General features: G+C 70.0%; 13 protein-coding genes and 1 pseudogene. 9 read left to right on the top strand and 5 right to left on the bottom strand.

What is annotated here, in order from left to right:
* Positions 1-93: 93 nt before the first annotated feature.
* Positions 94-813, bottom strand: coding sequence for a FadR/GntR family transcriptional regulator (locus tag ACZ3I3_RS23710; RefSeq protein ID WP_467368113.1), 720 nt, complete (start codon positions 811-813; stop codon positions 94-96).
* A 288-nt stretch (positions 814-1,101) separates the two neighbouring features.
* Between ACZ3I3_RS23710 and ACZ3I3_RS23705 the strand changes: the two genes are divergently transcribed.
* The 4 genes from ACZ3I3_RS23705 to ACZ3I3_RS23690 all read left to right on the top strand — a co-directional run bounded on the left by ACZ3I3_RS23705 (position 1,102) and on the right by ACZ3I3_RS23690 (position 7,829).
* A complete protein-coding gene (locus tag ACZ3I3_RS23705) occupies positions 1,102-3,333 on the top strand; it encodes an alpha-L-fucosidase (protein ID WP_467368111.1) in 2,232 nt (743 codons plus the stop codon).
* 165 nt (positions 3,334-3,498) lie between these two features.
* Entirely contained in the window at positions 3,499-5,934 is a 2,436-nt protein-coding gene (locus ACZ3I3_RS23700; protein WP_467368109.1) for a SpoIIE family protein phosphatase, read from the top strand.
* 152 nt (positions 5,935-6,086) lie between these two features.
* The gene (locus ACZ3I3_RS23695; RefSeq protein ID WP_467368107.1) at positions 6,087-6,257 is read left to right on the top strand and encodes a hypothetical protein; all 171 of its coding nucleotides are present in this window, start codon (positions 6,087-6,089) and stop codon (positions 6,255-6,257) included.
* Between the two features lie 48 nt (positions 6,258-6,305).
* Positions 6,306-7,829, top strand: coding sequence for a glycoside hydrolase family 43 protein (locus tag ACZ3I3_RS23690; RefSeq protein WP_467368105.1), 1,524 nt, complete (start codon positions 6,306-6,308; stop codon positions 7,827-7,829).
* Positions 7,830-7,885: 56 nt separating this feature from the next.
* On the opposite strand, the gene ACZ3I3_RS23685 is transcribed toward ACZ3I3_RS23690, so the two are convergent.
* The gene (locus ACZ3I3_RS23685; RefSeq protein WP_467368103.1) at positions 7,886-9,532 is read right to left on the bottom strand and encodes a glycoside hydrolase family 27 protein; all 1,647 of its coding nucleotides are present in this window, start codon (positions 9,530-9,532) and stop codon (positions 7,886-7,888) included.
* Between the two features lie 346 nt (positions 9,533-9,878).
* On the opposite strand from ACZ3I3_RS23685, the gene ACZ3I3_RS23680 reads away from it, so the two are divergent.
* The 3 genes and pseudogenes from ACZ3I3_RS23680 to ACZ3I3_RS23670 all read left to right on the top strand — a co-directional run bounded on the left by ACZ3I3_RS23680 (position 9,879) and on the right by ACZ3I3_RS23670 (position 13,611).
* A complete protein-coding gene (locus ACZ3I3_RS23680) occupies positions 9,879-11,471 on the top strand; it encodes a glycoside hydrolase family 43 protein (protein ID WP_467368101.1) in 1,593 nt (530 codons plus the stop codon).
* Between the two features lie 57 nt (positions 11,472-11,528).
* A pseudogene (locus ACZ3I3_RS23675) lies at positions 11,529-12,584 on the top strand (glycoside hydrolase family 10 protein); the annotation flags it as partial.
* Positions 12,585-12,885: 301 nt separating this feature from the next.
* Positions 12,886-13,611, top strand: a complete 726-nt coding sequence (locus ACZ3I3_RS23670) for an SDR family NAD(P)-dependent oxidoreductase (RefSeq protein WP_467368099.1) — start codon at positions 12,886-12,888, stop codon at positions 13,609-13,611.
* Between the two features lie 27 nt (positions 13,612-13,638).
* On the opposite strand, the gene ACZ3I3_RS23665 is transcribed toward ACZ3I3_RS23670, so the two are convergent.
* The 3 genes from ACZ3I3_RS23665 to ACZ3I3_RS23655 are packed head-to-tail and all read right to left on the bottom strand — an operon-like array spanning position 13,639 to position 16,672.
* Entirely contained in the window at positions 13,639-14,562 is a 924-nt protein-coding gene (locus ACZ3I3_RS23665; protein WP_467368097.1) for a glycine betaine ABC transporter substrate-binding protein, read from the bottom strand.
* A gap of 27 nt (positions 14,563-14,589) precedes the next feature.
* Positions 14,590-15,522, bottom strand: coding sequence for an ABC transporter permease (locus ACZ3I3_RS23660; RefSeq protein WP_467368095.1), 933 nt, complete (start codon positions 15,520-15,522; stop codon positions 14,590-14,592).
* Positions 15,515-16,672 (bottom strand): quaternary amine ABC transporter ATP-binding protein, encoded by a 1,158-nt coding sequence (locus ACZ3I3_RS23655; RefSeq protein WP_467368093.1) that lies wholly within the window; start codon positions 16,670-16,672, stop codon positions 15,515-15,517. Before ACZ3I3_RS23655 ends, ACZ3I3_RS23660 begins: the two co-directional genes overlap by 8 nt.
* Before the next feature lie 249 nt (positions 16,673-16,921).
* Here ACZ3I3_RS23655 and ACZ3I3_RS23650 point away from each other — a divergent pair, with 249 nt between their 5' ends.
* Together ACZ3I3_RS23650 and ACZ3I3_RS23645 are read left to right on the top strand one after the other, a co-directional pair.
* The gene (locus tag ACZ3I3_RS23650) at positions 16,922-17,704 is read left to right on the top strand and encodes an IclR family transcriptional regulator (protein ID WP_467368092.1); all 783 of its coding nucleotides are present in this window, start codon (positions 16,922-16,924) and stop codon (positions 17,702-17,704) included.
* A 119-nt stretch (positions 17,705-17,823) separates the two neighbouring features.
* Positions 17,824-19,884 carry an oxidoreductase gene (locus ACZ3I3_RS23645; RefSeq protein WP_467368090.1) on the top strand — a complete coding sequence of 687 codons (2,061 nt, stop codon included), beginning with the start codon at positions 17,824-17,826 and terminating at the stop codon, positions 19,882-19,884.
* Positions 19,885-19,896 lie beyond the last annotated feature (12 nt).

The following is a 19,896-nucleotide window of genomic DNA, read 5'->3' as shown; positions in this document are numbered from 1 at the left end:
GTCGCTGTCCGGACCTCAACTCCCGCGCCATCAGGGATTGACCCCGCCTACACTCTCCTAATACATCCCACGTATTGGAGTCCTGGGCACCGGCTACGCCGGGGGCGTTCCGACGGGGAGCGGTTCGCTGGAGCGCAGGTGTTCCCTCAGCCACTGCTCGGTGTTGCTCACGTGGAGGAGCGCTGCGGCCTGGCTGAGGGCGGCGTCACGGGTGGACAGCGCGTTGAAGATCGCCTCGTGCTCGGCGAGAGTGCGGCCCGCGGCCTTGTCGTCGACCAGACCACGCCAGATGCGGGCGCGCAGGGTGCGGCCGGAGATCCCTTCCAGGAGGGTGAGGAGGCTCTCGTTGCCCGTGGCCGAGACCACGGCGCGGTGGAAGGCGGCGTCGTGGGCGTTGAGCTGTTCGACGTCGTCGCGGGCCTCGCGCATGGCGTCCAGGTGCCGCTTCACCTCGGCCAGTTGGGTGTCGGAGATCCGGGTCGCGGCCAGCGCCGTGGCGACCGGTTCCAGGAGCCGCCGTACCTCCATGAGGTCCTGCAGGGCGACCGAGTCGCCCTGCAGCAGTTCCACCGCGCCTCCGAGGCCCTCCAGCAGCAGGCTCGGCTGCAGGCTGGTCACATACGTGCCGTCGCCCCGTCGGACCTCCAGGACCCGGGCGACGGCCAGCGCCTTGACGGCTTCGCGGGCGAGGTTGCGGGAGAGGCCCAACTGGACGGCCAGGTCCGGCTCCGGAGGGAGCTTGGAGCCGGGAGGCAGGGCACCGGTCCGGATCAGTTCACGGATCTGCTCGATGGCCTTGTCCGTCAGAGACACCGCTCGCCCCTCCCCCCACCGTGCCCATGAGCACGTCCGACCTGATCAGCGTGACGCTGATGATACTGGGGCGCGGGTGCGAGGCGGCGATCGCCCAGACATGAAGCACTGCGAGACATGCCATGTCTGGTGATCGTAACACTCGCCACATCACCGCAAATCAGTCAACTCACCTTAGGCAATGGCCACTTTCATCCCTGCGCACTGGTTGACATCCCATGGCGGCATGACCGACCTTCATGCGTGGCCCTGCGTTCCCCCTGCCCCTTCCGCATCAGGGATGTGTCCATGTCGAGCTCGATCAACAGACGCCAGTTCGTGGCCTCCGCAACCGGCGTGGCCGCGGCGGCCGTTGCCGGAGATGTGTGGGCTGCCGGTGCGGCCGAGGCGGCGCCCCGCGCCTACACGCCCGACTGGGAATCGGTCGACCGGCACCCGCCGGCCCCGGAGTGGTTCCAGGACGCGAAGTTCGGGATCTACTTCCACTGGGGTGCCTTCAGCGTCCCCGCCTTCGACAACGAGTGGTACCCGCGCAGCATGTACCAGGCCGGGAGCTCGCCCAACAAGCACCACACCGCGACCTACGGCCGGCCGGCGGCGTGGCCGTACCACAACTTCATCGACGGAGCGAAGGACCTGGCGGGCAACGCCGTGAAGTTCGCGCCGAAGCTGAAGTCGGCCGGCGGGAAGTTCGACCCCGAGGAGTGGGTGCAGTTGTTCGTCGACGCGGGTGCCAGGTTCGCCGGTCCGGTCGCCGAGCACCACGACGGCTTCTCCATGTGGGACAGCCAGGTCAACGAGTGGAACTCGGTGAAGAAGGGCCCCGGTCTCGACCTGCTGCGGCTGTTCTCCACGGCCATCCGCGCCAGGGGCCTGAAGCTGCTGGTGGCCATGCACCACGCGTACAACTTCACCGGCTTCTACGAGTACGCCCCCGCCCAGACGGATCCCGGCCTCAAGAAGCTCTACGGGCAGCTGGGACCGGTCGCACAGAACCAGCTCTGGTTCGACAAGCTCAAGGAGGTCATCGACCGCGCCCGGCCCGACATCCTGTGGCAGGACTTCAACCTGGACGAGGTCGACGAGAAGCAGCGTCTGAACTTCCTGGCCTACTACTACAACCAGGCGGACAGCTGGGGCCGTGAAGTCGTCGCCACCTACAAGGACGGCATGAACGGCAAGGGCGCGGTCTTCGACTACGAACGCGGCGGCCCGGCCGATCTCACCACCCCGTACTGGCTGACCGACGACAGCATCTCCAGCAGCAGCTGGTGCTACACCCAGGGCATCGGCTACTACACCACCCAGCAGATGCTGCACTCGTTCATCGACCGGGTCAGCAAGAACGGCAACGTGCTGCTGAACATCGCGCCGATGGCCGACGGCACCATCCCCCGGGCGCAGCAGGACATCCTGCTCGGTATCGGGGACCACCTGAAGCGCTTCGGCGAGTCGGTGTACGCGACCCGCGCCTGGACGGCGTACGGCGAGGGCCCGACGAAGATGGGCGGCGGTTCGTTCACCACCCCGCACGCCGGTACCGCGCAGGACATCCGCTTCACCCGCAACAAGGCGAACGACGTCCTGTACGCCACGGTCCTGGGCTGGCCCGGCAGCTCTCTGACGATCAAGACTCTCGGCTCGGACCGGATCAACCTCTCCTCGCTGACCTCGGTGAAGCTCCTCGGCGCCACCGCCGGCACCTACATCGACCTGCCCACGCCGGCCCAGAGTGTCTCCGGCCTCAAGGTCACCCTGCCGTCCTCGGCGCCGTACCGCGCCGACGCCTACGTCCTCAAGCTCACCTTCTCCGGCACGATCCCCGGCCTGCGGCCGCTCGCCGGAGCCGTCGCCTTCACGGACGTCCGTTACACCGGCGGCTCCGCCGTCCTCACGGTCGGCGACTACACCGCGGCCGACCTGTCCGCCGCGGGAGCGGGCCCGCGCACCCTCTCCTCCCTCCGGCCGGCACCGGGTTACCAGGTGGTCGGCTACTCCGAGGACGACTTCACCGGCACCTCCTGGACCTTCGCCGCCGACAACCCCGACCTCAGGGACACCGGCAACAACGACCAGATCACCTCGCTGCGGGTCCAGTTCAACCCGGCGACGTACTTCCGGATCACCAACGCCACGAACGGCCTCGCCCTGGACAGCGGGGGCGACGTCGCCTCCGGCTCCGACCTCAAGCAGTGGATCTGGGACGGAAGTTCGAACCTGCAGTGGCATGCGGAGGCTGTCGGAGGCGGCTATTACAGGCTGGTCAACCGCACGAACGGCATGGTCGCCGACGGCTGGGGCGCCACCGCCGACGGCTCCTCCGCCCGGCAGGCCCCCTGGAACGGCGGGACCAACCAGCAGTGGACCCTCACCCACCGGGGCGGTGACCGCTATTCGATCGCCAACCGCACCACCGGCCTGGTCCTCGACGGCGGCGGCAACGTCCCCTCGGGGTCCCTCACCAAGCAGTGGACCTACGGCAACAGCACCAACCTGCTGTGGACCTTCACCGCGCTGTAGCCCGCAGCGCGGCATGGCATGCATATGACAATCGAGGCCGGAAGGCATACGGGGCCCGCCCCGGCCGGAGCGCCGGGGCGCACAAGCCGACCTACGCTGGAAGCTGCGGCTGGAAACCGGTCCTGACGGGCCCAGGGTGTCCGGACGGAGGCGAGGCGCGTGGACATGGCCGACGAGCAGGACGTCCGCGCCGCCGCGCTCGTGGTGGACCCGGACGGTGTGGTGAGCGGCTGGAGCGAGAGCGGGCGGCTGCTGCTGGGCTGGACTGCCGAGGACGCCGTCGGGCGCCCCGTGACCGACCTGCTGGCCGCTCCCCCGCCGCCCGGTTTCCCCGAGAGCTGTGGCAGCGGCCCCGACCACACGGCGCTCATCCCCCTGCGCCACCGGGACGGCTCCACGGTGGACGCCCTGGTGTCGGCTCACCCGCTGTCCGGCGCCGACGGCCGGGCGCTGGGCCATGCGGTGACCGTCCAGCGCTGGGAGCGCCGCCCGGTGATCGCCGACCTGGCCTTCGAGCAGAGCCCCTTCGCTCTGGGCGTCTACGACCCTGAGCTGCGGTTTCTGTGGATCAACGCCTCCTCGGGCCGGGTGATCGCACACTCCGAGGAGCAAGTGCTCGGCAAGAAGTACCGCGAGCTGTTTCCCGAATTCGACCGCGAGCTGTTTCCCGAGAGGGACGACAAGCCCTACACCGACCAGCTCGCCGAGGTGGCGAGGACGGGCAAGCCCGCGCGTCTCATCACCGTCTTCCGGCCGCTCGGCAGCAACTACGCCAACGCCTGGGCGACCAGCATCTGGCCCGTCCGGGATGCCGAGGGCAGGGTCCGCGCGGTCGCCAACTGGGGATTCGACATGAGCGCGGAGTACTGGGCCAGGCAGCGCCTGCTCATGCTCAACGAGGCCAGCCGCGGCATCGGCCTGACGCTCGACGTGATCGGCACCGCCCAGGAACTGGCCGGGACCTCCGTGCCGGGATTCGTCGACTCCGTCACCGTGGATCTCTTCGACGAGGTGCTGCGCGGAGAGGAACCGCCTCTCTCCCCCGCTTCCGCCTCCGGCGAAGCCGTCACGCTCAGCCGCGCCGCCCACCACAGGGCGAAGGGTGACACCGACCGGGCTCCCGGGCCCCCGATGCCGGTCAGTCACGCTTCCGGTTCCGTCGCCGTCCGCTGCATGGCCACCGGCAGGTCCACGGTCCAGCTCGCCGTCGAACCGGGCGAGGGCGGCGAATGGGCCTTCGGGCCCGGGCTCGCCGCCGACCCGGCCCACTGGCCGCCGGGCAATCCGTTGATCGACGATTCGATCGCCGCGGAGGGGCTGACCGGCCGGATCACCGTGCCGCTCCGGGCCCGCGGCGCGCTGCTCGGCGTGGTCGCGTTCTCCCGCAGCAACCGGCCCGAGGCCTTCACCGCCGACGACCTGATCCTCGCCGAAGAGCTGACCGCCAAGGCGGCCGTCGCCATCGACAACGCCCGCCGGTACTCGCGCGAGCGCACGACCGCACTGACGCTGCAGCGCAGTCTGCTGCTGCAGCAGCTGCCCAGCCAGGAGGCGCTCGAGGTGGCCTCCCGCTACCTGCCCGCCGGGACCGGCGCGGAGGTGGGTGGTGACTGGTTCGACGTCATTCCGCTCTCCGGCGCGCGGGTCGCCCTGGTCGTCGGCGATGTGGTCGGTCACGGTCTGCACGCCTCGGCCAGCATGGGCCGGCTACGCACGGCGGTCCGCACGCTCGCCGACGTGGACCTGCCGCCGGACGAGTTGCTGACCCACCTGGACGACCTGGTGATCCACCTCGCCAGCGACCTCCAGCCCGTCGGCCATTTCCAGCCGACCGGCGAGTTCGGGGCCACCTGCCTGTACACCGTCTACGACCCGGTCTCCCGGCGCTTCACGATGGCGAGCGCCGGGCATCCGCTGCCCCTGATCATCTCCCCGGACGGCACCTGGACCCCGGCGCCCGCGCAGCCGGGCCCACCGCTCGGCATCGGCGGGCTGCCGTTCGAGTCCGCCGAACTCGAGCTGCCCGAGGGCAGCCTGCTCGCCCTCTACACCGACGGACTGGTGGAGAGCCGTGAGCGCGACGTCGACGAGGGGGTCGCCGAACTGCTGCGGGTCCTGAACCATGCGGTCACCTCGCTGGAGGGCCTCTGCGACACGGTGATGGACGCCCTGCTTCCCGAACGCCGCACCGACGACGCCGCCCTGCTGCTCGCTCGCACGCGCGCGCTGGATCCCCAGCATGTCGCCGACTGGGACGTCGAACCCGACCCCGAGCAGGTGCCCCGGGCCAGGAAGTTCGCCCTGGAGCAGCTGAACGCCTGGGGCCTGGAGGAGGCGTCGTTCGTCACCGAACTGGTGGTCAGCGAACTGGTCACCAACGCCATCAGGTACGGCGAACCCCCGATCATGCTTCGGCTGATCCGCGACTCCTCCCTGATCTGCGAGGTCTCCGACGCCAGCAACACCGCCCCGCATCTGCGCCGGGCGCGCGCCTTCGACGAGGGCGGCCGGGGCCTGCTGCTCGTCGCCCAGCTCACCCAGGGGTGGGGCACCCGGCACACCACCGACGGCAAGACGATCTGGTGCGCGCAGAGCCTCTAGCCGTTCCCGGACACGGCCGACGGCACGCGGCCGTCGAAGCGCTTCGACTCTGCGCCTGGCCCTTGCGGACGTCAATGGTCCGGCAGAACTAGGTGTTCTGCGGTAGCGGCCCTTGTTTCGGATGAAAATTGTCCGTTACCTTGCGCCTGGGAGTGAAGCGCTTCGACAGCCAGCCGCCGCCGAAAGGGCCGACATGTCCAGGGAACGTCAGCCGGGCCGTCTCCGTCTGGACGCCCGGCACGGCCGAGCTGAGCCTGACCCTGCCCACCGTGCCGTCCGCCGTGCTGCTCCGCATCACCCTCACGGACCCGGCCGCTCCCTGAACCGAACCACCCCACGCCCGCATCACGCATCGACGAGAGGACCATCGGGTGCCCCCTCTGCATCAGCCGGACGGACGCGTCGCCGGCCCCGTGAACCCCGTGATCCCCGGCTTCCACCCCGACCCCAGCGTCTGCCGCGTCGGCGACGACTACTACCTGGCCTGCTCCAGCTTCGAGTACTTCCCCGGGGTGCCCCTCTTCCACAGCCGGGACCTGGTGCACTGGACGCAGATCGGCAACGTGCTGGACCGGCCGGAGCAACTGCGTCTGCCGGCCTCCATGCCGTCCTCCGGCGGGATCTACGCCCCCACCCTGCGCCACCACGACGGCCGTTTCTGGCTGATCGTCACCAACTGCAGCGAGGGCGGCGGCAATCTGATCGTCACGGCCACCGACCCGGCCGGACCGTGGTCGGACCCCATCCGGGCGCCGGGTGTCCCCGGCATCGATCCCGACCTGGTCTGGGACGAGGACGGCACCTGCTGGTGCACGGTCGCCGGAGTCTCGCAGGTCCGCCTCGACCCGTCCACCGGGCAGACGTACGGAACACCGCACAAGCTGTGGTCCGGCGGTCCGGGCGCCAAGGCCCCGGAGGCGCCGCACCTGTACCGGATCGGCGACTACTGGTACCTGCTCATCGCCGAGGGCGGCACCGAACGCGGCCACGGTGTCTCGATCGCCCGCGGCCGAACGCCGGGCGGCCCGTTCGAGCCGTGTCCGGCCAACCCGGTCCTCACCCACCGCGGCACCGACCACCCCGTCCAGAACACCGGGCACGCCGACCTGGTCCAAGGCCCCGACGGCTCCTGGTGGATGGTGCTGCTCGGCGTACGGCCGGGCGGCGGCACGCCGGGCTGGCACGTGCTCGGCCGGGAGACCTTCCTGGCCCCCGTGACCTGGGTGGACGACTGGCCGGTCGTCGGCGAGGTCGCCCTGGACCTGCCCGAGCTCCCGTGGCCGCTCTCCCCGGGCCCTGCCGAGGAGCACCGGGACGACTTCGAGCTCGCCGAACTGCGGCCGTACTGGATCTCCCTGCGTGACCGGCCCGCCGAACTCTGCACCACCAAGGAGCGCCCCGGATGGCTGACGCTCCGCGCGCGGGGCGGCTCCCTTGACGAGCCCGACGTGGTGTTCACCGGCCGGCGCCAGCGACATCTGTCGTGCCGGGCGCGCACGCTGGTCGATGCCGCGGAGGGCAGCGGTGGCCTCGCCGTCCGGCTCGACGAGCGGCACCACTACGAGATCGAGGTGTCCGGCACGCGGGTGCGGGTGGTCGCGCGGGTCGGCTCCCTGCGCACGGTCGTGGCCGCACAGTCCGTGCCGACCGGGCCGGTGGTCCTCGCCGTCACGATCACGCAACCGCCGTCTCCGCACGGGCCGTGCACGGGGCCCGACGTCGTGTCCCTCGGCGTCGAGCAGCCCGACGGCACGTTCAGCGAACTCGCGACGCTCGACGGCCGCTACCTGTCGACCGAGGTCGCCGGCGGCTTCACCGGCCGGGTCATCGGCATGTACGCGGCGGCAGGCACCGTCCACTTCGACTGGTTCGACTACGAGCCCCTCGACGGCTGAACCAGGCCCCTCCCGCTCGGCACGTGAAGGAGACGAGCGGGCACCTCAGCGGTTCCTCACGCGCGGGTCCACTTCTGGTTGGCCTGGCCGTTGCAGGTCCACAGCACCAGCGGCGTTCCGTTGGAGGTGCCGGCCCGGTCGACGTCGAGGCACAGCCCGGCGTGGACGTTGCGGACCGACCCGTCGGAGCCGACCGTCCACTTCTGGTTGTTCTGGCCGTTGCAGGGCCAGGTGACGACCCGGGTGCCGTTGGCGGTGCCCTGGTTGCGGGCGTCCAGGCACTTGTCGCCGAAGACGCGGATCTCGCCGCCGGCCCATGTGGTCCACAGTTGGTTGGCGGCCGTGTGGCAGTCCCAGATCAGGACCGTGGCCCCGGCCGCGGTGGAGGCGTTGTCCACGTCCACGCAGCGGCCGGACGCGTTGCCGCGCAGCCGCGAGGTGGTGGCGGCCAGCGGGCTGCCCCCGCTCACCCGGAACACGGCCACCCCGTGCGCGGGGACGTTCGCCGAGATCTGCCCGGACGTGCTCGACGTGCCGCCGGTCCACAGGTCGGTGAGGGTGAACGACCCGCCGGACAGGCCGACTTGCGCGGCCGTGGTCGTGACCGTCGCCGTGCCGCCGCCCCGGTTGAACAGGCCCACCGCGACCGAGCCGTCGGACAGGGGTTTGGCGAACACCTCGGTGTTGCCGTCGTCGCGCACTCTGCGTCCGCCCGCTCCCAGCGGGTCCTGGTTCACCGCCAGCAGACGCGGGTTGCGCAGGATCGCGCTCACGTCGGCGGACATGGTGCGGATGTCGTTGCCGGCCATGAGCGGTGCGCTCAGCAGCGCCCACAGGGCGAAGTGCGAGCGGGACTCGGTCAGGGACAGGCCGGGACGGCCGACGACCAGCATGTCGGGGTCGTTCCAGTGCCCCGGGCCCGACTGCGCCGCCAGGGGCGCGGTGACGTCCAGGACGTTGCCGACGCCCATCGGATAGCTGTTGGTGTTGCCGTTCTGCCAGATGTCGAGCAGGTCCTCGGTCGTCCGCCACAGGTCGGCGACCTCGCCCCAGTTGTAGGTGGAGCCGGTGATGGCGTGGAAGCTGTTGGGGTTGATGCTGTAGACGATCGGCCGGCCGGTGGCGCGCAGGGCGTCGCGCATCAGCTTGAAGCGCGCGACCTGCTCGTCACGGGTGCCCTCGGAGGAGCACCAGTCGTACTTGAGGTAGTCGACGCCCCACGAGGCGAACGTGTTGGCGTCCTGGACCTCGTGCCCTCTGCTGCCCGTCGCCCCGGGATAGGCGCCGGTGGTCTGCGCGCAGGTGCGTTCGCCCGGCACCTGGTAGATGCCGAACTTCAGGCCCTTGCTGTGGATGTAGTCCCCGAGCGCCTTCATCCCGCTGGGGAACTTGGTCGGGTTGGCCCGCAGGTTGCCCGCCGCGTCTCGCTGCGGGTCGAACCAGCAGTCGTCGACCACCACGTACCGGTAGCCGGCCTCCCGCATGCCCGAGGACACCATCGCGTCGGCGGCCTGGCGGACCTGGGCCTCGGTGATCCCGCAGCCGAAGCTGTTCCAGCTGTTCCAGCCCAGCGGTGGGGTGAGGGCGGGGCTGCCGGGCGCGGCCGAGGCGGTGGAGTGAGCGGAGGCCGTCACGGACGCGGTGATCGTCAGCGCGACGGCCGCGAGGAGACGGGGCAGTCGTCTGCCTGATCGTCTGGGCACGGTGGGCTCCTTTTGTCGGCAGGCCGACACAAGACAGGGGATGACTGGTGCGATGGTGCCGGACCTTGGCAGGCACATGACATTTTCAGTCATTCGAAATTTCGGCCTGCTTTCGGTTCGTCGATCCCACGGATACTAGGGAGGTAGCCGAGCATGTCAACTCCCCCGACCGTTCGCGACCCCAGGTTCGCCGAAAGCTTTCGGGATCACCTACGAATGATGCGAAACGTATTGACGGGAGCTCTGAACCCCCTAGCATCCAGGATGCTCACCAGTCGACAGCCATTCGCCATCTCGAACACCACAGAGGGAGCGACACATGGAAATGTCATGCCCTCGTCACATCATGGGGCGCCGCCGGGCGCTGGCCGCCGGCACCGGCCTGGTCGCCGGTGCCTTCCTGCCGCTGGCCGGAGCCTCCCGGACCGCCGCGGCCGCCCCCGCGTACACGAACCCGGTCATCTGGCAGGACTTCGCGGACATCGACGTCATCCGCGTCGGCGCCACCTACTACGCCTCCGCCTCGACGATGCACTACTCGCCGGGCGCTCCCGTCCTGCGCTCGTACGACCTGGTGAACTGGGAGATCGCAGGTCACTCGGTGCCCGTCCTCGACTTCGGCGCCAAGTACGACCTGAGCGGTGCCCGTGGCTATGTCAGAGGGATCTGGGCGTCCTCGCTGGCCTACCGGCCGAGCAACAGGACCTTCTACTGGCTCGGCCAGATCGACTTCGCCAGGACGTACGTCTACACCGCCACCGACGTCGAAGGCCCGTGGAGCCGGCTCACGACGATCAGCACGCCCTACTACGACGCGGGGCTGCTCGTCGACACCGACGACACCCTCTACGTGGCGTACGGGAACACCACCATCAGCGTGGCCCAGCTCTCGCACGACGGCCGCAGCCAGGTCCGCACGCAGCAGGTGTTCACCACGCCGTCCAGTGTCGGCACGCTGGAAGGGGCGCGCTTCTACAAGATCAACGGCCAGTACTACATCTTCCTGACCCGCCCCGCGAACGGGCAGTACATCCTGAAGTCGTCGGGCGGCCCCTTCGGTCCGTACACGATGCGGCAGGTGCTCCTCGACCTGCGCGGGCCGATCCCGGGCGGTGGCGTCCCGCACCAGGGCGGGCTGGTCCAGACGCAGAGCGGCGCCTGGTACTACATGGCCTTCGTGGACGCCTACCCCGGCGGCCGGATGCCCGCCCTGGCGCCGGTCACCTGGACTCCGGACGGCTGGCCCGTCGTGCAGCTGGTGAACGGCGCCTGGGGCACCTCGTATCCCAGCCCGGCCGTGCCCACTCCACCCCGCCAGGTCACCCCCATGACCGGCGTCGACACCTTCGACGGCACGCGACTCAAGCCGAGATGGGAGTGGAACCACAACCCCGACAACACCAAGTGGTCCGTCGGCAACGGGCTGACCCTGCGGACCGCGACCGTCACCAACGACCTGTACTGGGCGCGCAACACCCTCACACACCGCATCCAGGGCCCCACCTCCACGGCGACGGCCCTGCTCGACTTCTCGGCCATGCGGGACGGCGACCGGGCCGGGCTCGCGCTGCTGCGTGACTCCTCAGCCTGGATCGGGGTCAAGCGCGACGGCGGCGCGACGCGGGTGGTGATGGTCAACGGGCTGACCATGGACGGCAACTGGAACACCACCGGCACCGGCACCGAGGTCGCGAGCGCGCCCGTCTCCGGCGGCCGGATCTGGCTGCGTGCGAGCGCGGACATCCGCCCCGGCGCGGCCCGCCCCGGCACCTTCTCCTACAGCACCGACGGCACGAACTTCACCCGCCTCGGGCCCGCCTTCTCCCTGGGCAACGACTGGCGGTTCTTCATGGGCTACCGATTCGCCCTCTTCAACCACGCCACCCGGGCGCTCGGCGGCGCGGTCCGCGTCTCGCGGTTCGAACTGTCGACGCCCTGATCCGATCCCACGCACCGCACCGCACCACCCAACCCCCCACCGATCACGAGGAGAAGCATGAACCCGCTGAAACGGCTCGGCCGGCGTCGAGCGTCGGTGTTGTCCCTGCTGGCCTTGGGCGCCCTGGTGACGCCCGGTGCCGCGACCGCCGCGCCCGACGCATCCAGCGCACCCAGCACGTCCGACGCCGTCCGGGCCTCCACGCTCGGGGCCCAAGCAGCCCAGTCCGGACGGTACTTCGGGGCGGCTGTGGCGGCCGGGCGGCTCGGTGACGGCACGTACACCGGCATCCTGGGCCGCGAGTTCAACTCGGTCACGCCCGAGAACGAGATGAAGTGGGACGCGACCGAGCGGTCCCGCGGACAGTTCACCTTCGGCGCCGCCGACCAGATCGTGAACGGCGCGTCGGCCCGCGGTCAGCGCGTGCGGGGCCACACGCTGGTGTGGCACTCCCAGCTGCCCGACTGGGTCAAGGGCATCAGGGACGCGAACACGCTGCGCGGCGTGATGAACAACCACATCACCACGGTGATGAACCGCTACAAGGGCCGGATCCACTCCTGGGACGTGGTCAACGAGGCCTTCGCCGACGGCGGCAGCGGCCAGCTGCGCGGCTCGGTCTTCCGGGACGTCCTGGGCACCGGCTTCCTCGAGCAGGCCTTCCGCACCGCGCGGTCGGCCGACCCGGCGGCCAAGCTCTGCTACAACGACTACAGCATCGAGAACTGGAACGACGCCAAGACCCAGGGCGTCTACCGCATGGTCCGCGACTTCAAGGCCCGCGGCGTGCCCATCGACTGCGTCGGCCTCCAGGCCCACTTCGGCGCCGGCGGTCCCCCCGGCAGCTTCCAGACGACGCTGGCGAACTTCGCCGCGCTCGGCGTGGACGTCCAGATCACCGAGCTGGACATCGCGCAGGCGTCGCCGAACGCGTACGCGAACACGGTGCGGGCCTGCATGAACGTGCGGCGCTGCACCGGCATCACCGTCTGGGGCATCCGCGACAGCGACTCCTGGCGCAGCGGGGAGAACCCGTTGCTGTTCGACCGCAACGGCAACAAGAAACCGGCCTACCAGGCAACGCTCAACGCGCTGGGCGGATCGGTCACGGCGAGGTGATCCGCGCCGGCAACGACCAGACGCTCACGATCCCGGCCTGAAAGCTGCAGTACCTGTGCCAGGGCAAGGATCCCAACGCCGGCGGAGGTGCGCGAACTTGTTCGCGCCAAGGGATCCCATGTGTTGACGCATGAAGGAGTCCGGCACCGGAAGGTCACGGTGCCGGCGGGTCGCGCAGCAGGTCTTCTCCGTCTGAGCACCACGGAAGGGACACTCTCCCCATGTGGGAACCAGTCATGATGCGGGAACCAGTCATGCGTCTTGTCATGTGTCTTGTCGAAGGGATGGTGCGATCGTGAGCCGGATCCTGGTGACCGGTTCCGCGGACGGCCTGGGACGTGCCGCGGCCGACGCGCTGTTGTCCGCGGGTCACGAGGTGGTCGTGCACGCCCGGAACCAGCAGCGCGCGGCGGGACTCGACACGCTGGTCGACCGTGGGGCCCACCTCGTGGTGGGCGACTTCGCGGAGCGGGACGCCGTACGGCGCATCGCCACGGAGCTGAACGACGCCAAGCCGCTCGACGCCGTCATCCACAACGCCGGCGTGTGGAGCGGACCGGCGGTCATGCCGGTCAACATCATCGCGCCCTACCTGCTGACGGCCCTGCTGCGCGGACCGCGCCGGCTGGTGTACCTCAGCAGCAGCTCGCATTTCGGCGGGCGCCCCTCGCTCGACGGTGTCGACTGGCGGGGCAGGAGCGCGGGCTCGTACGCCGACAGCAAGCTGTTCGTCACGGCGCTCGCCGCTGCGGTGGCTCGCCTGCGCCCAGAGGTGTTGAGCAATGCGGTCGATCCGGGCTGGGTGCCGACGAAGATGGGCGGACCGGGCGCACCGGACGATCTGGAGCTCGGCCATCGGACTCAGGAGTGGCTCGCCTCCAGCGACGAACCTCAGGCGCTGACGAGCGGCGGCTACTGGTACCACGGCGAGCGGCTGCAACCGCACCGCGCCGTCCACGACGAGGCGTTCCAGGACCTCCTGCTGCGGACGCTGGCCGAGGAAACGGGCACCGCGCTCTGAGCCCTTGCCGGCCGGCGGCGACGCGGTTCACTTCAGCCAGGAGTCGACCAGCGTCTTGTTCTCACCGATCCACTCCTTCGCTGCTTCCTGCTCATGGCCCGGGCCCTTCTTCTGCAGCAGCAGTTCGAGGCTGCCCAGCTGGGCCGAGGTGAGCTTGAAGTTCCCCAGCCAGCCGGCGAGTTCCGGGTGGTCGGCGGCGAAGCCCTTGGGGGCGATGGCCTGGACCTTGTCGGGGTCGCCGTACGCGCCCTCCGGGTCCTTGAGGACCTTCAGCGGCAGCTTGGCGTACGCCCAGTGCGGCCGCCACAGGGTGACCACGATCGGCTTCTTCTTCGCGACGGCTTTCTGCAGCGCGGAGAGCATGGCGGAGCTGCTGCTCTCGGTGAGCTGGTAGTCGTCCTCGAGACCGTAGGCGGGCATCACGCTCTCCCGCGTGAGCCGCATCAGACCGGAGCCCGCCTCGATGCCGACGATCTGACCGCCCAACTCGGAGGCGTGCGTCTTGAGATCGGCGATCGAGTTGACGTCCTTGAGGTAGGTGGGGACGGTCAGATTGAGGTCGGCCGGCTGGTACCAGGTGGAGGTGACCTCCAGTTTGGAGCCGAGCTTCTTCCAGTACGACTCGTGGGTGCTGGGCAGCCAGGCGTCGAGGTAGAGGTCGACCTGTTTGTTCGCGACGCCGGTGAAGGTGCTGGCGATGTCCAGTGACTGAACGTCGACCTTGTAACCGCGCTCTTCGAGGATCTCCTTCCAGAGGTACGTGGCGGAGGTGCCCTCGTCCCAGCCCTCGACGACGGCGATCTTCACCGTTTTGGAGTCGCCGCTCCCCCCGCCGGAGCCGGAGTCCACGCTGGCCGTGTTTCCGCTGCACGCGGTCGTGACCAGGGTGAGTACGGCGGCGATACAGCCGATGAGGAGCGTGCCGCGGGAACGGCGTGTGGTGCGGTTCATGAGCGGTTTCCTGTTCTGAGACGGTCTTCACGCCGAAGTGGCGACGGCGGGTTCGGGGACGGGGACGGGCTCGGAGGTGGCGTCGGCGGCCGGGGTGGGCCGGGTCCGGTTCCTGCGTCGCCGGCTTCGCTTCGGCGTGGCCAGGGCGCCGGTGACGCGGTCGAGGAAGATGGCGAGGAAGACGACGGCCAGTCCGCCCTGGAAGCCGACGCCCACGTCGAGTTGGCTGATGCCGCGGACGACGACGGTGCCGAGGCCGGCGGCGCCGACCATGCCGGCGATGACCACCATGGACAGGGCGAGCATGATCACCTGGTTGACGCCGGCCATGATCGAGGGCAGGGCGAGCGGGAGCTGGACCTCGCGCAGGATCTGACGGGGCTTGGCGCCGAAGGCGTGCGCGGCCTCGACGACTTCCTTGTCGACCTGCCGGATGCCCAGTTCGGTGAGGCGGACGGCGGGCGGGACGGCGAAGACGGTGGTCGCGACGACTCCGGGGACGAGGCCGATGCCGAAGAAGAAGACCGCCGGGATGAGATAGACGAACACCGGCAGGGTCTGCATGAAGTCGAGCACCGGCCGGACGACGGCGCTGGCCAGGCGGCCCCGGGCGGCCCAGACGCCTATGGGCACCCCGATGGCCACGGCGAGGACCGACGCGACCGTGACGACCGCGAGGGACTGCATCGCCTCGGTCCACAGGCCCATGCCCTGGATGAGCAGGAAGGCGACGACGGTGAAGGCGGCGAAGCCCCACTTGCCGGCGAGGAACGCGAGCACCGTGAACACCGCTGTCACGACGAGCGGATGCGGTGCGGTGAGGACGAAGAGCACGGCGTTGACCAGCTCGGTCATCACCGTGGAGATGGCGTCGAAGACACCGCCCAGGTGCCGCGTGAGCCAGTCGACGGCGGAACTGACCGGCGTACCCAGGTCGATGGTGAACAGGGGATCAGGCATGGGCCGCCTCCTTCCGGGGGTCGGTCGCGTCCGGTTTCCGGGGGTCGGACAGCGCCGTGAGGAGTGCGGCACGGGGGACGACGCCGAGGAGCCGGCCGTCGTCGTCGGTGACGGCAAGGGGTACGGCGTGCCGTCCGACGCGCGGGCACAGGTCGACGAGCAGGGTGTCGGGGCCGGTCCGCTCGTACTCCTCGGCCAGGCAGTCGCGCACGGACGTACGACCCTCCCGGACCGCCTGGGCGAGCAGGCCGTCGCGTGCCACACCGGCGATGCGTCCGTCGGATTCCTGTACGTAGACGCCCGCGGCCTCGATGTTCGACAGCCTCCTCAGGACGTCCCGGGGATCGTCGTCCGCGCGCGCCGTCATCAGCGGCTCCCGCATGATGGCGCTCGCGGTCAGCACGCGTGAACGGTCGACGTCGGAGACGAAGTCACGGACGTAGTCGTCGGCGGGCGAATGGAGGATGTCGGTCGCGGTTCCGAGCTGTACGACCTGCCCGTCCCGCATCACCATGATCCGGTCGCCCAGCCGCATCGCCTCGTTGAGGTCGTGGGTGACGAAGACGACCGTGCGGCGCAGGTCCCGTTGCAGGGTCAGCAGGAGGTCCTGCATGTCGCGGCGGATCAGCGGGTCGAGTGCGCTGAACGGCTCGTCCATGAGCAGGATCCCGGCGTCCGTGGCCAGCGCACGGGCCAGGCCCACACGCTGCCGCTGGCCGCCGGACAGTTCACCGGGGTAGGCATCGCCCCGGTCACCGAGGCCGACGGTCCTGAGCGCCCAGTCGGCGCGATCGAGTTGCTCGGACTCGGCGACTGCGCGGAGCCGGATGCCGTAGGCGGCGTTCTCGCGGACCGTGCGGTGCGGGAACAGCGCGAAGTGCTGGAAGACCATGTTGACCTTGCGGTTGCGCAGCTCCCGGAGGTCCGCGTCGCCCATCGTCAGCACGTCGCGGCCGTCGATGCGCAGTTCACCGGAGGTCGGCTCCACCAGCCGGTTGAGCATACGGAGCAGGGTCGACTTGCCGGAACCCGACAGCCCCATGATCACGAAGAGCTCTCCCTGCGCGACGTCGAACGTCACTCCGTCGACCGCGCGCACTCCGTCGGATGCCGAGCCGTACACCTTTTCCAGCCGGGATGCCTCAATCACCGTGCCCCACCTCCGGGGTCCGCTCGGGGCGGAAGGTCGAGGGTGTTTCGCAATACGAAACGAATGTGCAATGCGGTACGAACCATGTCCCCGCGTCGGGTGACCCGTCAAGGCCCCCGGAGGAAGGAAACGGCGAATTAACCCCGGCCGACCGTCGCCGGAAGGCGCGCCATGCGCCCGTGACACCGGGGAGCGACCGGGGGGCCAGGGGCTCGCCGGCAGCGTCCGCCGCTCGACTACTCTTCCGCCATGACCAGCAACGGCAGCCGCCCACGTGATCACTCGGTGCAGTCCGTCGACCGGGCGGTGTCGATCCTGCAGGTGCTGGCCACGCGGGGCCCCAGCGGCGTGACCGAGATCGCCGAGGAACTGGCCATCCACAAGTCGACCGTGTTCCGGCTGCTGGCGACCCTGGAGTCGCGGGGCATGGTCGAGCAGGACACCGAACGCGGGCGGTACCGCATCGGATACACGATGGTCGAGCTCGCGGCCGGGGCGGGCAAGGTGAACGACCTGTCCGCGCTGAGCCACCCCATCTGCCAGGAGCTGGCCGCGGCCGTGGGCGACACGGTGAACGTGGCGGTCCAGGACGGCGACGACGTGGTCAGCGTCGACCAGGCGATCGGCGCGTCGATCATGAGCATCGACTGGGTCGGCAAGCGCTCCCCGATGCACGCCACCTCGGCAGGCAAGCTCTTCATGGCGCACATGACCCCCGACGAGGTCGCGGAGATCTTCGCGAAGGGGCCGGAGAAGTACACCCCGCACACCATCGTCGACCCGGCGTCCCTCGCGGCGGAGCTGGAAGCGGTCCGCGAGCGGGGCTACGCCACCACCAGCGAGGAGCACGAGATCGGACTGGCCGCGATCGCCGCCCCGATCCGCGCCCTGGACGGCAAGGTCATCGCGGCCGTGACCCTGTCGGGCCCGACCTTCCGCATCAACGAGTCCACCATCCCCCGCCTCGCGGAACAGCTCGTGAAGGCCGGCGCGAAGATCTCCTGGCGCCGGGGGTACGTGAAGCGCGGCTGAGCGCGCGGCAGGGAGCGAGCCCAAAGAGGCCCTTGACGGCTGGGGATTTCCAGCTTCACCATCTGTCTCGTATAGCGATCCCGTTTTGCAATGCGAAACACGCTCTCTGAGGAGCTGCTGTGCCCTCACTCACCCTGGATCCCCTGCTCCAGCCCTTCCAGCTCAAGCACCTCACCCTGCGCAACCGCGTCGTCAGCACCTCTCATGAACCGGCGTTCGGTGAGGACGGCATGCCCAAGGACCGCTACCGCGCCTACCACCTGGAGAAGGCGCGGGGCGGGGTCGGCCTGACGATGATCGGCGGCTCGGCGGTGGTCTCCTCCGACAGCCCGCCCGCCTTCGGCAATCTGCTCCTGTACCGCGACGAGATCGTGCCGTGGCTGCGCCGGCTCGCCGACGACGTGCACGAGGCCGGCACCGCGGTCATGTGCCAGGTCACCCATCTCGGCCGCCGCACCAGCAACTTCACCGGCGACTGGCTCCCGGTGGTGTCCGCCTCACCACTGCGCGAACCCGCGCACCGCTCCTTCCCGAAGGCCGCCGAGGCCTGGGACCTGGACCGGATCGTCGCCGACTACGCCGCCGCGGCGCTCCGTTGCCGGGAGGGCGGCCTCGACGGCATCGAACTGATGGCGTACGGCCACTTCCTGGACAGCTTCCTGTCCCCCGCGACCAACCACCGCGACGACGAGTGGGGCGGCGGTCTGGAGAACCGCATGGCGTTCCCGCGCCGGGTGATCAGGGCCGTCCGCGACGCCGTCGGCCCGGACTTCGTCGTCGGCATCCGCATGTCGCTCGACGAGGCGCACCCCGGCGGCCTCCCCGGTCTCACCTTCGACGAGGCACTCACCGCCGCCGGGCAGTACGCCGCCGACGGCATCGACTTCATCAGCGCCATCCACGGCTCCCTCGAGAGCGACGCGTCCCTGGCGAAGACCATCCCGCCCATCGGCACCCCGCTCGGCCCGTACCTGGACTTCACCGGCGAGATCAAGCGCCGGCTCTCCGTCCCCGTGATGCACGCGGCGCGCATCGCCGACGTCGCCACCGCGCGGCACGCCCTGCGCGAAGGGCTGCTCGACCTGGTCGGCATGACCCGCGCGCAGATCGCCGACCCGCACCTCGTCGCCAAGGTCGAGGCCGGCCAGGAGGACCGCATCCGGCCCTGTGTCGGGGCGAGTTACTGCCTCGACGCGATCTACGACTCCGGCGACACCAAGTGCATCCACAATCCGGCCGCCGGCCGCGAACTCCACGTGCCGCACCTCGTCTCCCCCACGATCGGCCGTCGCAGGAAGGCCGTTGTCGTCGGTGCCGGCCCGGCCGGCCTGGAAGCGGCCCGCGTACTGGGTGAACGCGGCCACGACGTCGTCCTGTTCGAGGCGAGCGACCAGCCCGGCGGGCAGGTCAGGCTCGCCGCTTCGAACCCGCGCCGAGGCGATCTGATCCAGATCGTCGACTGGCGCCTCGCCGAGTGCAAACACCTCGGCGTCGACCTGCGCCCGGGAACGTACGCCGAGGCCGACGACGTCCTCGCCGAACACCCCGACCTCGTGATCATCGCCACCGGAGGCACACCCAACCGCGGTTTCCTCGCCGAGGGCGAGGGCCTCGTCTCCGACACCTGGGACGTGATGACGGGCTCGCTGCGGCGCCCGCAGGGCGAGATCCTGCTCTACGACGACCACGGCGGCTACCCGGCCATGGACGCCGTGGAGGTCCTCACGGCAGCCGGCGTCTGGATCGAGTACGTCACCCCGGAGCGCACCCTCGCCCCCGACGTCGGCAGCATGAACTCCCCTGCCTATCTGCGGGCATTCATCGCGCACGACGTCATCACCACACTCGCCCAGCGGCTGCGCTCCGTGCGCCGCACCGCGGACGGACGTCTCGCCGCGACCCTCTACAGCGAGTACACCGAGGCCGAGACCGAGCGGATCGTGGACCACGTGATCGTGGAGCACGGGACCCTGCCGAACGACGAGCTGTACGTCGAGCTGCTGCCCGGATCGACCAACCTCGGCGAGGTCGACCACCGTGCCCTCCTGGCGCACGAGGAGCAGTCGGTCGTCCGCAACGAGGCGGGCCGCTACCAGCTGTTCCGCATCGGCGACGCCGTCGCCGGCCGCAACATCCACGCCGCCGTCTACGACGCGCTGCGGCTGTGCCTGCCGGTCTGAACGCCCCGCCCC

The sequence above is a fragment of the Streptomyces sp. NPDC016851 genome (assembly GCF_055562795.1).
The sequence above is the reverse complement of the archived record's forward strand: the minus strand, read 5'-3'. Positions and strand labels throughout refer to the sequence as shown.

Excerpts from the sequence above, each read along its gene's own strand:
- ACZ3I3_RS23680 (WP_467368101.1), top strand. The coding sequence starts at position 9,879 with ATGGGGCGCCGCCGGGCGCTGGCCGCCGGCACCGGCCTGGTCGCCGGT.
- ACZ3I3_RS23665 (WP_467368097.1), bottom strand. The coding sequence starts at position 14,562 with ATGAACCGCACCACACGCCGTTCCCGCGGCACGCTCCTCATCGGCTGT.
- ACZ3I3_RS23650 (WP_467368092.1), top strand. The coding sequence starts at position 16,922 with ATGACCAGCAACGGCAGCCGCCCACGTGATCACTCGGTGCAGTCCGTC.
- ACZ3I3_RS23700 (WP_467368109.1), top strand. The coding sequence starts at position 3,499 with ATGGCCGACGAGCAGGACGTCCGCGCCGCCGCGCTCGTGGTGGACCCG.
- ACZ3I3_RS23705 (WP_467368111.1), top strand. The coding sequence starts at position 1,102 with ATGTCGAGCTCGATCAACAGACGCCAGTTCGTGGCCTCCGCAACCGGC.
- ACZ3I3_RS23660 (WP_467368095.1), bottom strand. The coding sequence starts at position 15,522 with ATGCCTGATCCCCTGTTCACCATCGACCTGGGTACGCCGGTCAGTTCC.